General features: G+C 60.4%; 1 protein-coding gene. It reads right to left on the bottom strand.

Going from position 1 to position 15,863, the window contains the following annotated elements; translation table 11 throughout:
• Positions 1–216 precede the first annotated feature (216 nt).
• Complete coding sequence (locus tag ACILSR_RS15470) at positions 217–15,807, bottom strand: autotransporter-associated beta strand repeat-containing protein (protein WP_395750689.1); 15,591 nt, start codon at positions 15,805–15,807, stop codon at positions 217–219.
• Positions 15,808–15,863 lie beyond the last annotated feature (56 nt).

Here is a 15,863-nt window from a genome sequence, read left to right as displayed (position 1 = left end):
GAAAAATGCCTCGGCTGAAATGCAGCGCAGAGATCACCGGGGCTCATTGAACCTGCCCCAGAAGGGAAGTTCTATGATGATGGCTGACTGCTACGTTCAGGGCGAAATTCATCAGTCACACGTGGACACTTCCCCACGATCTCCCGTTGCTCCAATCCTCATGATCGGTCACCCCCATCAAAGAGCTTCCGGCCACGAGCATGGGCTGATGAGGAATTAAAGGACCTGAGAACGACGACGACGACGGATCATGAGGCCGAGCAGGCCGAACATGAGGAACAACGCACGGGAAGGCTCAGGCACCACCACCACAATGCCGTAGGTGGTGAACGCGCTGGTGTCCCAGAGAAGGCCCATTGAGCTCAGATCGGGAAGAGAGAAATCGGTGCTGGCATTGAAATTGCCGCTGTAGCTGTTCCAGTCGAGGAGGTTGAAGACATCTCCTGTTTGAGCATGAGCACTGTAGCCGTTGTTGAGCAGAGTGACGGTGCCCGCTCCGGTGCCAAGAGAGAGCGATCCTCCGCCAAGATTGATGAAGTCATGATTGCCGGGTGTGGCGCTGTTCCAGGTCGAGAGGGATGAACTGCCGATTCCCGTCAGATAGCTAAGAGCCGTGGAAGCCGTGCCGCCCACGCCATCGTTATATGTCCCATTGTAATAGATTGCGGCAGCCTGGGTCGTGGGAGTGGTGAGGCTGAGTTCGATCCTGGCTCCATCGTTCACCGTGAGGGTGTTAGTCACGGCGGTAAAGACAAGCGTTTGGTTGCTTGTATCAGTATTGCCGGTACCCGGCGCGAGGACGGTGCCGTTGTCGAGGCTGGTGCCACCACCGATGCTGCCCGATCCAGCAAGCTTGCTTCCCGCGTTGATGACGGACACGCTGCCGGAACCCGTGCCGGAATCAGTTGGGAGAGTGACTGTGTTGCTGACCTCAAGAGTGCCGCCGGCAACGGTGGTGCCACCGCTGTACGTGTTGGTTCCGGTAAGCACCTGGGTACCAGCGCCTGTCTTGGTCACCGTGCCGCTCCCGCTGATCACGCCACTGTAGGTGGTTGTGCCAAAGCGGTTGTAAACCAAGGCGCCATTGTTGACCACGCTCTGACTGCCGCCAATCGTTCCGTCATTGCCGCTGGTGCCATCCCCCAGCTGCAAGGTGCCGGCACTGATCGTTGTGGTGCCAGTGTAGGTGTTGGTGCCGGTGAGCACCTGGGTTCCAGCTCCCGTTTTCGTCACCGTACCGCTGCCGCTGATCACACCACTGTAGGTGGCCGTGCCAAAGCGGTTGTAAACCAGGGCGCCATTGTTGACCACGCTCTGGCTGCCACCAATCGTGCCGTCCTTGCCGCTGGTGCCATCGCCCAGCTGCAGTGTGCCGGCACTGATCGTCGTGGTACCGATGTAAGTGTTGGTGCCGGTGAGCACCTGGGTGCCAGCTCCCGTCTTCGTCACAGTGCCGCTGCCGCTGATCACACCGCCGTAAGTGGCCGTGCCAAATATGTTGTAAACCAGAGCCGAGTCGTCAACGACGCTCAGGCTGTTCGAGATCGTGCCGTCCTTGCCGCCGGTGCCATCCCCCAGCTGCAGAGTGCCGGCGCTGATCGTCGTGGTGCCGCTGTAGGTGTTGGCGCCGGTGAAAACCTGGGTGCCAGCCCCAGTCTTCGTCACCGTGCCACTGCCGCTGATCACACCACCGTAGGTGAAGGTGCCAAAGCGGTTGTAAACCAAGGCCGCATTGTCAATGATGCTCAGGCTGTTGGAGATCGTGCCGTCATTGCCGCTGGTGCCATCCCCCAGCTGCAAGGTGCCGGCGCTGATCGTCGTGGCACCGATGTAAGTGTTGACGCCGGTCAAGATCATGGTGCCGGTGCCCTGTTTGGTGAGCCCGCCGGCGGTGCTGCTGATGACACCGCCAAAGGTGGTGCTGCTGTTGTCTCCACCCGTCACGAGGGTCTTGATGCCCTCCGTCACACTGGCGCCAGCGCCAGCGGCCAGTGAGGCGATGGTGGCCGTCGTCGCGGTGACGCCACTGATGTCAAAGTTGGACCCGCTGCCCCCCAGCGTGATCGGCGTTGAAGCCGCAGTCCCCGCGGCGCTCAGGGCGAGAGTGCCGCTGCTGACCGTTGTGGTTCCAGTGTAGGTATTGACGCCAGTGAGAGTCAGCGCACCTCCGTTGACGATGAGGTTCACCTTCTGGGTGCCGCTGCCCACGGTGTTTTGAATGACACCGCCGTAGGTTGAGGTTCCGGTAACAGTGAGATTGGAGTCACTGGTGGTCGAGCTGTTTCCGATGGTCGCGCCGCCAGTCCCCTTGACAATGCCGACCAGTGACTGGTTGAATCCGGCAAGGTCGAAGGTACCCGCCGCACTGCCGCCAATCGTCAGCGTGGCAGTGGTTGCGATGCCGTTGTTGATCCCGATGGCAGTCGTGTCCTGGCTGTTGGTCAAAGCGGTGTAACCCGTCCCGCCTCCCGAGAGCACCACGGTGCCGAGGCGCAGTACAACAGGCACCGAGGAAGTGATGACCCCGGTGAGATTCAAGATCGTACCCGCCGTTGGCGCAGCGAAATGGCCTCCCGAAGCGGCACCGGCAGTGATGGTGATCGGACTAGAGATCGTGGTGGTTCCGGCCACAGTCCCCGCTTCCACAAGTCCGCGGCTCGCGACGCCGGCGTTGGCTCCGATGACGATCGGATTGGCGAAGGTCAGGCCCGTGCTAATCACAAGGCGGATGCCGGAAGTATTGAAGGTGACGGAGCCAGAGCCAAGAGCGTTGGCGTTATCGACCTGCAGAATCCCGTTGCTGATCGTGGTGCCGCCGGTGAAGGTGTTGGCCGTATTCAAGATCAGCGTTCCCGTGCCTGTCTTGCCGAGCGCCAGCACCGCGCCGCTGCCGGTGTTTTGCAGCAGGCCGCTGAAAGTGCTGCTGGCATTGCCCCCGCCTGCGGTCAGCGTGCTGGTCGTTCCGGTGGCAAGATTGTCCACGGTGCCGGTGCCGCTGAGTCCGTTCACGGTGTCACTGAAGCCGTTCATGTTCACGAGGCCGTTCGTCGTGACCAGATTACCTTTGCCCGAGCCATCGGGTAGAACATTGGTTGCCCCAAGCTGGATGGTGCCACCACCCACGGCAAAGGTGGTGTCGCCCACGTAGGTGTTGACGCCATCAAGGATCAGCGTGCCAGCCGTTGATTTGACCAAAGCTGTCCCAGTATTGAAATCAGCGAGGTTTTTAAGCGTGCCGGTCTGCAGGTTGAAGATCACCGGAGCAGCAGCCGCTCCAATGGTGCCTCCATCCATGTCGAGCGTGCCACCATTGAGCGTGATCGTATTGGTAACCGTGCTGCCCGCGAAGAAGGCATACGTGATGTTGCCTCCCACTTTGAGCAAACCGGTCCCAGTGATGTTGATGGTGCCCGTAGCCGCATTATTGACGTCAAGAGTGGTGCCTGCCATGGTGAGGTTCGTGGTGCCCAGCAGTGTGAGGGATCCAGCGCTGATGTTCAGGACGGATGTGGCATTGTTCACCGTGGTGGCGGCGTTATTCGCTGAGTTTTCCTGGCCCATGGAAAAGGCCGTCGCCACGGTCGTCGTACCACCGGTGATGGTGAGTGTGGAGTTGATGTCACTACCGTTGCCCGTTGCGCCGGCGACTGTATTAACGCCCATGGTGATGGTGCCAATGGCGTTAGTGCCACCGCTGATGTTCACATTTGCGGTGGAATCTCCTGTGGTGGAAGCACTGGACGAGTTGGTTCCCATTGTCAGGGTGGTGATCGTCGAGGTGCCGCCAGCGATGTTTAGAGTGCCAGTGACACTTCCTGTCGTGATCGAGGAGCCAGTGCGGGAGGCAAGAGAGATCGTGGTGGCGTCCAGCGTCCCGGTATCAAAGGAAAAAGTGCCGGTGCCACTGCCCGTGGTGCCAGCGCTGCGTCCACCGATCGTGATGGTTGTGGCGAGAATGTCTGCCGAATGTCCGAGCAGGTTGACGTTTGCGGCAGGGCTGGCACCCGTGCCAGTCGCACCGTTTTGGATGTTGATGTTGGTGACACGACCCGTGCCTGCCAGGTTGCGCACAATCAAACTGCCGGCACCCGTATTGAAGTCGAGGGTGCCGCTTGATCTTCCACCCGTGGAGCCGGCGATTTCAATGGTGGTGGCATTCAGCGTGTTCACACCGCTGCCAAGCTTGATGGCCTGAGTGACGCCACTATCGGGGGAGTCCGAAGTGATCGTGGTGGCTATGATGGTGCTCGTCGGGGCCAAAATGACCGTGGAACCCGCGGAAGCGGAGCCTCCGGCGTTCGTACCATCCCCCACACGGAAGGTGCCGCTGCCCAGATTGGCAAAGAAGACACCCAGTCCAGTGAGATCAAGCGTTGCAGCATTGCTAACATTGGTGGTGCCCCCGACTCCCACCGTGAAGCCTGCATTCGTGGGCTGACCGACGCCACCGATGGACAGCGTGCCGCCTCCGGTTGCAGTGAGCTTCGTGGTGGAGTTGCCCGTAGAATTGTAACCGACGGCAAAGGAGCTGTTGAAACGCAAGGTCTGACCGGCTGGTATGTTGATTACGTTTGCGGAAGCGGAGTTGGTCTGGGCTATAAATGGCCCTCCAAAAGTGGAACTCACACCATTTAGGGTCAACGTGCCCACGTTCGTGCTGCCCGCAGCCGCTCCGAAGGTGAACGCATTGGTAATCGCGCCTAAATTCTGTGCCACATCAAGAATGAGCACGCCCTGATTGATGACGGTTCCGCCATCATAGCCATTGGATGCAGCGATTCTCATGGTGCCCGCTCCAGCCTTGGTGATGCCAAAGGTGTTTCCACCGTCGTCAATCACTCCACCGAGTGTCAACGTGTTCGCAGAAACCGTAATGGTGGGCGATGCCGTCAGCGTAATGGCACCCGTGCCGAGGTTCATGTCTTTGGTGCCTGTGAAGGTAAAGCTGCCACCCCAGGTTTCCAGATTATTCCCACTGAGGGTCATCGGAGAGCCGGAGATGTTGTCAATGGTGCCTCCATTGATGGTCAAAGTATTCGCACCCAGCGCCCCTGCGTTTCCGATATTCAGCACGCCCGAATTCACCGTGACACCGCCACCAATGGAGTTGGCAGCGTTGAGGATCAGCGTGCCGGTGGAAACGTTGGCACCGCCTGTGATGGTATTGGCGCCGCCCAGTGAGAGCGAACCCCCGGTCACGTTGACCGATCCGCCGACGGTGTTGGCACCATTCATCGTAACCGTGCCGCCGCTTACATCGATCGATCCGGTGATTCCATTGTTGCCGTTCAATGTGGCAGTTCCCGCAGTAATCGCCAATCCACTGCCAATGGTGGAGTTCCCGTTCATGGTAAATGAGGCGCCGCTTGCGGTAAGCGATCCACCAATGGAATTGGTAGCGCCACCGAATGAGGCGGACCCGGCCGAGACTGCAAGACTGCCGCCAATGGAGACATTTCCTCCCACATTGAGCGTGCCCGCACCCGCCTTGGTGAGTGAACGATTGCCGCCACTGTCTGAAAGCGCTCCGCCTGTGGCCAGCGTGTTCGCCACCGTGGTGATCGTGGCATTGAGACCCAGGATGATATTACCGCTGCCGAATGTGAGGGAATTGGTTCCGGTGAAGGTGAAACTACCGTTCCAATTCTGGGTGTTGTTCGTTGTGAGAGTGACTGTGCCGCCAGAGGTATTGTCAATGATCGTGCCAGGAGCGATCGTGAAATTGCCGGCACCAATGGCGGTGCTGCTGTTGATATTGAGGCGGCCGCCGGTGAGGGTCAAAGCTCCGGTGCCCGAATTGGTGCCGCTGAGGGTCAGCGTGCCCGCTCCGGTCTTGTTGACCGAGGCATTGAAAGCAACACTGCCAGACAAGTTTAACGACGAGCCATTGGCTCCGGTGCCGTCAACACTCCAAGTCTGCTGGTTTGCAGCCACGACCGGCGCACTGATGATCGCAGCGCCTGCATTGGCACCGACGAGGATACCTCCAGAAGTGCTGGAGGGAGCGAGGGTAAGCGTACCGCTGGTCCCTTGGGCGATCGTCGTGGAAGCAACCGTTCCGGAGCCCGCGACAAACTGAAGACCGTCCAGGGTGTAGTTTCCATCCAGAGTGGTCGAGACTGCTGCTCCCGAGACGCTGGTGGCGCTGAAGACCACGGTATCCGAGGACTGAGGAGTCGTGGTGTAGTTGACTGTTCCCGGGGCGTCCGTGGACCAGTTCGTGAGAGGTCCGACACTGATGGTTGCCCATGAGTTCGTTCCCTGGCTGTTGGTCCAATAAACCGGCACATAGGAAACCACCCCAAGACTGACCAGCGTATCGGTGGCATTGATGGTGTAATTGAATCCAGCAGGTGCCGTGCCCAGCAAGTAAACCGCTCCAGACAATCCGCCGCCGGCAGAGCTCAAGAGGTTGTAGGTGCCTGCGCCGAAGCCAGCCAGATTGAAGAAATCCAGCGTAATGGAACCCGATGTCACTGCTGTGCCGCCGGCACCGATAATGATCTGATCGTTCAAGGCAAGCGCCGGATTGATATTCGCGGTGCCGAGTTCGAACCCGAGATGTGATCCGCCAGCAAGAGTAAGCGCACCCGCGGTAATGCCGATGGTAAGGGCTTCAGCAGCACCATTGCGGAAGTCCATGGTCCCCGTCGCACTCACATTGAGTGCGCCGATACCAGAGGTTCCAAAGCCTGCGCGCAAAACACCATCATTGACGAAGACTGTTTGAGCCCCGCCGTTCCAGGAATTGCTGCCCCCGATAATGACCGTGCCCGGACCGGTTTTGGTAAGATTGCCGGTGCTGGTCGGATCAATGCCGGCGGAAACGGTGAGCACGCCGGTCGTGCTGGGAGTGCTCAGCGTCGCTCCACCGGACCCAATTTTGAGAACGCGTGACGCCCCAAGGTCGAGCGCCCCTGCACCCGTGAAAGCCAGGGTGCCTCCGGAGGCGGACAAAACGTTACTGGCGGAAGCATCACCGAGATTGGCACTCGTGGAAAAGTTGAGCGTGCCTCCATTTACGTTCACCGCGCCACTGAAGGTGTTTGCACTGCTGATGGTAACTGTGCCTGCAGTGGTCTTGTTTATTCCAACGGTGCCGCCAAGAATGCCGCTGACCGTGCCGCTCTGGAGTTCATAGTTGGCAGTCGAAGTCAGCACACCCGTGCTGCCAGCAAGGGTGCCACTTTGCAGGGTTACGGTGCCGAGTGTGTTGCTAAAGGTGGTGACATCAAACGTGCCGCCGTTCACCGTGAGGGCACCTGTGCTGGCGATGGTATTGCTGGCACCGAGCGCAAGAGTGCCGGCGTTAACCAAAGTCAGTCCGGTGTAGGTGTTCGCTCCAGACAGGGTCAGAGTGCCGGCGCCCTGTTTGGTAAGACCTCCAGAGGTATTCGCAGCGAGGGTCGAGCCTGCAGTGGCTCCAGAACCACCGCCCCCTACGAGCGTGACGGTAGCGGTCGTGTAGTTGACACCCGGATTGGTCACGACAATGCCGGTGACCTGGCCGAATGTGGCGCTTAATGGGTCGGTATCCACCACTGCATATCCCGTGGCACCGGTTCCATCTCCGGTAATTTGCACATAAGGCGCACCGACATAGCCAGCACCCGGTGTCGCTACGGTAAGATCAGAAACGCCACTCCCTGTGGGAGCGATCAAGGGCGCGGAGATGGTGACGCCGAATCCACTGGTATCAATAACGGCTCCACCCGCAAAGCTCCCGAAGGCACCATTAACGTAAACGCTGTTCAGCGCTGGGAGGAAGGTTGTGCTGGCGACGGCAGCCTTCAGAGTGCCCCCGTTAAAGTTCAGGATGGAAGTTCCCGAGGTATTCACCACGGAGTTCGTGATCAGGACACCCGCGTTCAGGTTGGCAATGCCTGTGCCAGTCCAAGTGCCGCCGCCAAAGTTGACCGTGCGCCCCGTGGTATCCAGAGTTCCCCCGGCGACATTCAGCTCCGCGCGTCCTGACCCCTGCCAGCCGATGTTTACATTCTGACTTGCGCTGGTGTGGTTGATCAGACCACCGGTCAGCGTGAGGACCCCTGTGGATGCGCCGGCACGAGCCAGAATGATGTAACCATTGGTGTTGACCGTGCCCCCCGAAACAAGACCGATGCCGATGCCACCCGCCGCAGTCGTGGCGCTGGTGCCGCCAAACATGAAGCGAGACTGGGAGAAGCTGCCGGCAGACATCGTGAAGGCTCCGTAGCCACCATTGGCCGCACCAAAGGAGATTGTGTCCGTGGTTTCTGGCGTGGCCATTGTGAGATCACCGCCTGTGATGTTCACGGCTCCGAAGGAATTCAACGCCGTGCCGACAGTGAGGGTGCCTCCCGTCAAAGCGCCGCCACTGACCACATTGAGCACGGAATTCACGGTGCCGTTGCCCACAGTGATGTTTCCAGTGGCGGTCGATGTGCCTCCTGCCACCAAGGTTCCCCCGGCCACGATAGTCGCGCCAGAATAATTTGCAGCCCCAGTGAGCGTCAGGGTTCCTGTGCCCGTCTTTGTGAACGCGAGGTTTGCAGCTGCTCCGTTTTGCAAGGTTCCCTGGAAAGTAGTCGAAGAGTTGTCGCCTCCTGCGGTGAGAGTGATGGCGGTGGCCGCACTGCCGTTCTCAACGATCGCACCCGCAACACCCGCCAGGGAGCCAACGGTGTTGTTGAAGCCATTGAGCTGCAGTTTGCCGCTCGCGCCGACTACCACCGACGAGTTCGCACTGAGGGCTGTGGCGGAACCTGCGCGAAGAATGCCGCCGTTGACGTTGGTCGCGCCATTGTAGGTCGAAGCATTGGCCGTGGTCAGTTGCAGAATGCCGTTCCCTGCCTTGGTCAGGGAGAACCCGTTGCCAGTGACGCCTCCCGACACATTCAAAACAGTCGTTGCATCGGCAACAGTCCAGGTTTGAGACGCAGCGAGAACGACCGGTGCGGAAATGGTGACGGCTGCGGGAGCACCCGTTTGAATATTGATGCCATTGGCCGCCGAGGCTGGCGTCAGAGTCAGCGTGCCGCCGGTGCCGGCAGCAATCGTGATGGCGCTCAGCGGACCCGTGCCGACGTCGTTGTTAAACGTGAGGTCCTTGATGTTGAACTTGCCATCCAGCGTCGTGCTCAGCGTGGTGGCGGTCAGGCCGTCGGCGCTGAAAATGACGCTGCTTGAAGCGGCCGGAGTGCCATTGACATCAATGGTGCCCTGCGTGCCTGTCTGGTTGGTGGCCCAGTTGGTGTTCAATCCGTTCAGGCCGAGCCAGCTCGTGTTCCCTGCACCACCGTTCCAGTAGAAGTCGCCGGTCGCAGCAACAGCCGTCAGTTGAACAAGCGTGGGGCTGCTGACGAGGTTGAGAGTCAAACCCTGCATTCCCGCGAGAATGCCGGCGGTCGTTCCAACCACTGAATACGTGGCGGAATCAAGGCCGCTGGCGGCAGAGAGCAGCGTATACGTGCCGGCCCCGAGTCCGGTGAGGCCGTTCAGGTTGAACCGGACCGCGTTGGCCGTCGTGGCCGCACCTGAGGTGGTGTAGCTGTCGTTCGTGGCACCAATGTCGAGACCGAGGGTGGCCGTGCCCGTGCCTGCACCCAGGTTCAGCGGGCCGGCTCCGAGGTTCACCGCCTGTCCCACGGTGTTGAAGGTGTTGAAGGTCGCGCCGCCTGCGACGACCAGCCCGGTGGTGACAAGGGGTGCAGCTGCGGACCCGGTGACGCTCAGAGAACCTGCGCTGACCGTTGTGGTGCCGGTGTAGAGAATGTTCGCGCCGCTGAGGACCATGGCCGAGGTCGGGCTGCTCTGAGTGATGTTGGTCACGTTGGCACCGATGTCCGCACTGATGGTGGTGGTGGCGGCAGCCAGGCCGCTGTTGGTGATGGAGCCGACGTTGTTGACCGCGTTCGTCGTCAGAGTGATGATGCCTGTGGTGCCGAGGTTGCTGATGACGATGTTACCCGTGCCAGTGATGCCGCCGCTCAGCGTGAAGGTGCCCGTGGTACCTTGCTTGGCGATGATGACGTCGTGGCCCAGGGTGATGGGACCACCGATGTTCGGAGCGCCCGTGGTGCCGCCGCCCATGATCGTAAGCGCGTTGCCGGTGGTGCCGGCCGCCACGATGACCGGATTCGTGTAGTTGCCCGTGTTGGTAAAGACCACGCTCGCGTCGGCGCTGCCGGTGGTGTCACCGAGGGTGATCACGTTGGTGCCGCCACCAAAAGTACCGGCATTGTTGCCGCCGGCCACGGATCCCGACTTGATGGTCAGCCCGCCGGTGAAAGTGCTGGCCACTGCGCCGAGCGTCAGCGTACCCAGCCCTGTCTTGACGATGGCGATGTTGTTCTCGTTGGTGCCCGCGCCACCGATGAAGCCGGAATACGTTGTGCTCGTGTTTTGATTGACGGTCAGAGTGGAGACCGAACTGTTGCCGCCCACCAGTGAGGAGGTCGCTGTCCCTACGAGCTCAGAGACGGTCTGATCCGCCACCGTCGTCCCGCCCAGCTGCAGCGCGGCCCCTGCGGCCAGTGTGACATTGGCGGTGGTGGAAATGCGGCCCGCTCCGCCGTCGAGGATCAGGCGGCCTGCAGTGACGGTGGTCGTCCCGGAGAAGCCGGCCGCCGCGTTCAGTGTGAGGGTCCCCGTACCCGTTTTGATGATCCCCCCCACGCCAGCGTTGCCGATGGCGTTGGCGAATGAAATATTGTTGGCCTGAGTGTCAAAATTGGCGCCACCAGACCCGATCGTCATGGTCTTGGTGGACGGATCATAAACCCCGGTGAACTGCAGGCCGCCGCCGTAAAAGTTCAGCGACCCCGTGCCCAGCTTGTTCAACGCATCCGCCTGCACCAGTCCCAGGTTGAAATAGAGATCGGTGAATCCGTTGCTGGCGCTGCCCAGCACGAGTGTTCCCGCGCCCGACTTCACGAGCGTCGTGGCCGTGGTTAGCGGGGAGTTCACCGTCAGTGAGCCTGTCGCATTCGTCACGTAGGCATAGTAGGGAGATGTGGTGCCGCCGGTGGTCAGGGCGGTGAATCCGCCAATGGTGTTCGCCACCGCATTCGTGGAAAGGAACGCGCCGCTCGTGATCTGCAAAGCGCTGGCAGGACCGGTAAGCGTCTGGCCCGTCGCCGCATCGATCACCAGGGAGTTAATGGCCGAGGCGCTGCCAGTGAGCGTGGCACCCGTGGTGAAGCGGACGTTGTCCGTGTTCGCGCCGGTGAGGGCGTTGAAGCCAGCGGCTTCCAGCACGTATTCGGTGGTGATATTGAGAGGCCGCATTCCCAGCGTACCGTCCACGAAGGTGACAAATGAATTGCCCACGTTGGTCGCGGCGGAGGGGGCGGCAGTGGTGTTTTCGCCGATGAAATAGGGGTAGATGCTGTAGTTGGTGGCGCCCGTTCCAGTGAGAGGAAGGCCGCCACCGACGGCCCCCCCCGGATCCAAGTTGAAAACGATCCTGCCGCCCTGGGTGGAAACGGTGTCAAAGTTCCTCGCCAGCAGGAGCGCAGTGGCAAAGTTGTTGCGCACGAGAGGCGCCGTCGCATTGCTGAATCTCACCCCACCGATGCGTGAGGCGGCGGTGCCATCTCCTGTGAGGGTGTTCTGCCCCGCATTCAAGGTCAGCACACCCAGGGTTTCAAGAGAGGTGGTGGTGCCGCCGTTGCGCGTGGCGTAAACACCCAGTCCGCCCGCCGTGTTGCTGGAGAGGACCGGCGTCGCGTCTGGAATGCGGTTGAGGGCGCCCGTCTGGTCATTGTTCACCTGCAGCGATGCACCGGCACCGTTCAGCACGATGCCAGCCGGCACCGTCGTCGAAAACTGCGTGACGTTGCCGTTGAGCAAAAAGATGCCCTGATTGATCTGCAGCGTTCCGGCAAAGCCAGTGCCGCCATTGGCGGAAAAAGTCAGCGTGGAGCCACCCGATTTTACCAGAGTGCCGGCCACATCCACCGAGAAGACACCCGAGTAGGTCGTGGCTGACGTTTCATTGATGATCAGAGTGCTGCCGCTTCCAACCGCCACCGTCGTGCCTCCACTGGCACCGGTGTTGCCCCCCGTAAGATTGCCCACGGTTTCCGTGTTGCCACCAGGCAGGCTGAAGACAGCGGCATTGCCCGTTGCTGAAAAAGTCAGCGCCTGGGTGTCCCCCACCGCAAATCCTCCGCTCGCGATCACGGTGCCACCCAGCACGCTGAAAGCACCCGTCGCATTGTTGTATCCGTTCAGTGTCAGCGTACCCGCCCCACCCTTGGTCACCAGCGTGCCGCCTGTGAAATTGGATGAAATGGCCAGCGGCTGGGACAGGTTGTCCGTGGTGATGACCAGTTCGTTGCCCACGTTGCCCAGAATGCGTCCGCCGCTGATCGTCGTTACCCCGGTTCCTGAAGTTTGCAGAATGCCGCCGCTGTCGATTTTCAGCACCCCGCCCGGGGAAATTGTGACGTTCGAGGCGCTGGATGAGTTGAACCGCAGGCTGGTGATGCTCGTCTCCGTGTCCAGCGTGCCTGTAAAGCCGGTGGAGTCAGAAATGTTCTGCGCAGCCTGCCACAGGTTCACATTGTCTTGAATGGTGGTGGTGGCCGCGACGATGTTGCCGCCGGATACCGTGCCAAACGAGGTCACGCCCCCGCTGGTGACCGTCAGCCAGCCGCCCCCGGTGCCGACCAGCCCCGTGGTGGCATCGTTGGTGGTGGAGGTGATCACTCCATTGGTCGCGCTCTGGGTGCCCGAGCCGAGATTAATACGCAGCAACCCCGCTCCTGCAGCGCGGGTGATCGCGCCGAGGTTCAGCGCCAGGTCTTGGCCGGAAACCGGGTTTAAAGTGATGCTTGCCTGAGCACCGGCGGCCAAGGTGGTGCTGGCGACTGCCTGGGAAACAGCGGCCGCGCCGTTGCCGGTCAGCATCAGGTTCCCGCCCAGCATCGAAAGTGCTCCTGCACTGTTGATCTTGGCCGCTGTTGAAGTCGTGTAGTCCAGCAGGAGAATGCCGCTGTTGACCGAGGTGGTGCCGGTAAGTCCTGAATTGTCCCCCGTCAGCGCCAGGGTGCCGCCCGCGGCCGTGCTTTGAACGATGAGCCCGGCAAACGTGTTGTTCCCCGCCAGCAGCAGGTTGCCCGCGCCAGATTTGGTCAAAGCAAACGCTCCGTTCACAGGTACAAACACCGAGAGCTCATACTCGCCCACCGCAGCCTCACTGGTGCTGTCTCCAACGGAAAAGGTGCGCGCGGCGCTCAGCAGTATATTGCCCGCGCCACTGCCAATGAACGAAGCACCCAGCGGATTGCCTGTCGAAGTGTAGGTCACATTGCCTCCAAGCGTGAGGGTGCCGGTGCCGACATTGACCGTACCTTGCGCGGTGGCGGTGGTGCTGGTGCCACCAAAAGTGATGGCGCCAGAGCTAAAATTGAACCCGTTCAGATCCAGCATGGCCGGCAGGCCATTTCCGAACGCGATGATTACGGTGCCGGTTGCATTCAGAGCCTGGTCTGCGCCAAATCGGATCGCGCCACCCTGAATGTTGGTGCCGCCCGTCCACGTGCTGGTCGTTCCGGAGAGGGTCAAAACGCCCGTGCCCGTCTTCGTGAGAATGCTGGCAATCCCGCCGGTGAAGGTACCCGCGTAAGTGGTCGAAATATTGCTGCCTCCCACCGTGAGAGTGGCCGCAGTGGTGATGTTGTTGACCGCGGCCGTGGCCGAGGAACTGCTGAGGGCGCCGATTGTCTGACTGAGCGTGGTCATGTCCAGGATGCTGCTGCCGAGGAGCGTGACCGGGCTGCTGGCAGAACCGAAGGCGGCGGTTGCAATGCCTGCCCTGAGGGTGCCTGCGGCAACGATCGTCTGGCCGGTATATGTTTCCGCAACACCCGTGACCAAAGTGCCCGCGCCGAGTTTTGTCAGTCCGCCCGCGCCACTGATGACACCGCTCAAAGTCAGGACGGTGGCGGCAGAGGTGACGTCGATGTTCGCATTGCCCCCTTGAAGCACAAAGGTGTGCGCACCCGCCGTAGCGGCGGCTCCGCTGATGGTGCCCGTTGCACCCGTGTACTGCAAAGTGGCACCATCGCGCAATGTCACAGCAGTGGTGGAACCATTGCCAAGGCTGCCGGCACCCGCAGCGGTCACGTTGTTAAAGCTCAGGGTGCCGGCATCAACAAAAATGGCGCCGGTAAAGGTATTGGCATTGGTGCTGCCCAAGGTCAAAACTCCTGTGCCTGCCTTGACCAGTGCACCCGTCCCTGAAATACCGGCGTTGATCGTGAGCCCCCCTGAATTGTACTGATGAATGATCAAATCAGCGGAACCTGCAGACGCCAGGGTGCCCGTGGTTCCGTTGATGGAGTAGGCGTCGGTGCCGGTAACGAGCACACCCGACTGGTTCACCGTCATGCCAAAAGAGCTCAAGTCCAAAATCTGCCCTGCTCCGGTGGCGGTGATTTTAACCGTTCCTGGAGTGGAGGCCCCCGTCAAAGTCAGACCGCCGCTGAGAGTGTAGTTTGCAGTCGTGGTGCCACCCGTCGCTGGAAGCGCTCCCGTATACGTCGGGGTGGAGCCCACACCAGTGCCCAGACCACTCAGGGTGAAAGGCGTCGAACCACCCGTATTGCTAAGCCAGTTGTAGTTGCCGGCACCATCGGTGAAAACCGCCCTGCCTGCACCGTAAATGTTGTTGGTCACGTTCGTGGTTGTGACTTTTACTGTGGTATTGGCAGGTGCCTGCACCAGCAACGCACTGCCGGAAGTGCTCGCCGTAAAGGTACCCAGGGTGAGGGTGGTGCCGGAGGTGCTGCCGTTGGCGTCCATGATGATGGAACCGCCGGTGGCTCCCAGGGTGAAATTCCCCAGTGTCTGAGCCACAGCGAGTCCGCTTTTCCCTTTCACAGTCAGCGTTCCCCCCGCGATGGTCGGTGCAGTAGAGCCCCACATGCTGGTGGTCGCCATGTTGCTGAAATCAAGCACAATGCCGCCGCCGTTGATAATGGTGGCACCGGTGAAGGTGCTGCTCACCGAAGGTGAAAATGTGAGGATACCCGCGCCGATTTTGGTGATCGCCACCCGGGCCGTCGTCGCTGGAGAAATCGTGCCCGAAAACGTCGTGCTGGTGTCATCACGTCCGATGGTGATAACTCGGCTGGTGCCCGAACTATTGTCCAAAGCCCCTGCACCACTCAGCGACCCCATGGTCAGGGCCTGCTGCACGTCCAGTTTGGCCCCGCTGGCGATGGTCACCGCGCTGCGCACTGGAAGCGCGGTCGTTCCATTTAAGATCAGTGTGCCACCGTTGACCGTCGTCGTACCGGCATAAGTGTTGGCGCCTGAGATTCGGGCCGTTCCGGCATCATTTTTTGTCAGCCCTCCGACCGTTCCAATGACCCCAGAGATGTCGATCGATCCCGTCGTCACCGTGCCCGTGCTACTCAGTGTAAGGCCCGCGAATGCCGAGCGCAACACTCCTGAGATGGTCAGTGTGCCTGTGGTGGCACTATTGGAGATGGCCAGCGTGTCATTGAACACCGAGCTGGCCGAAATGACATCCAGTCCGTTGCCAGTCTTGTTAATGGTGGCTGAACCCGAGCTCACATCGAATACCAATGCACCGCTCGTTCCCGCAGCCACAGTGATCGCATTGTTGCTGCCGCTGCTGTCACCAATGTTAAGCGTCCCAATGGTGGTCTGCTGATTCAAATTGATGGTCTGGGCGCCACTGATGCTCGTGGTCAGATTCGCAATATCATCAATCGCGTTGGGAAAGCCCGGGGGGACGTTCCAGTTGCCTCCATCATTCCAGCTGTACGTCCCTGCTGCAGTCTGATTCCACAAAAATGTGGATGCCTGCAATGGCTGTCCAACCTGCCACGAAAGCAGCAAAACAAACA

Origin of the sequence: Prosthecobacter sp. (assembly GCF_044222565.1) — a bacterium.
GTDB lineage: Bacteria > Verrucomicrobiota > Verrucomicrobiia > Verrucomicrobiales > Verrucomicrobiaceae > Prosthecobacter.
This window is presented reverse-complemented; position numbering and strand designations above follow the sequence as displayed.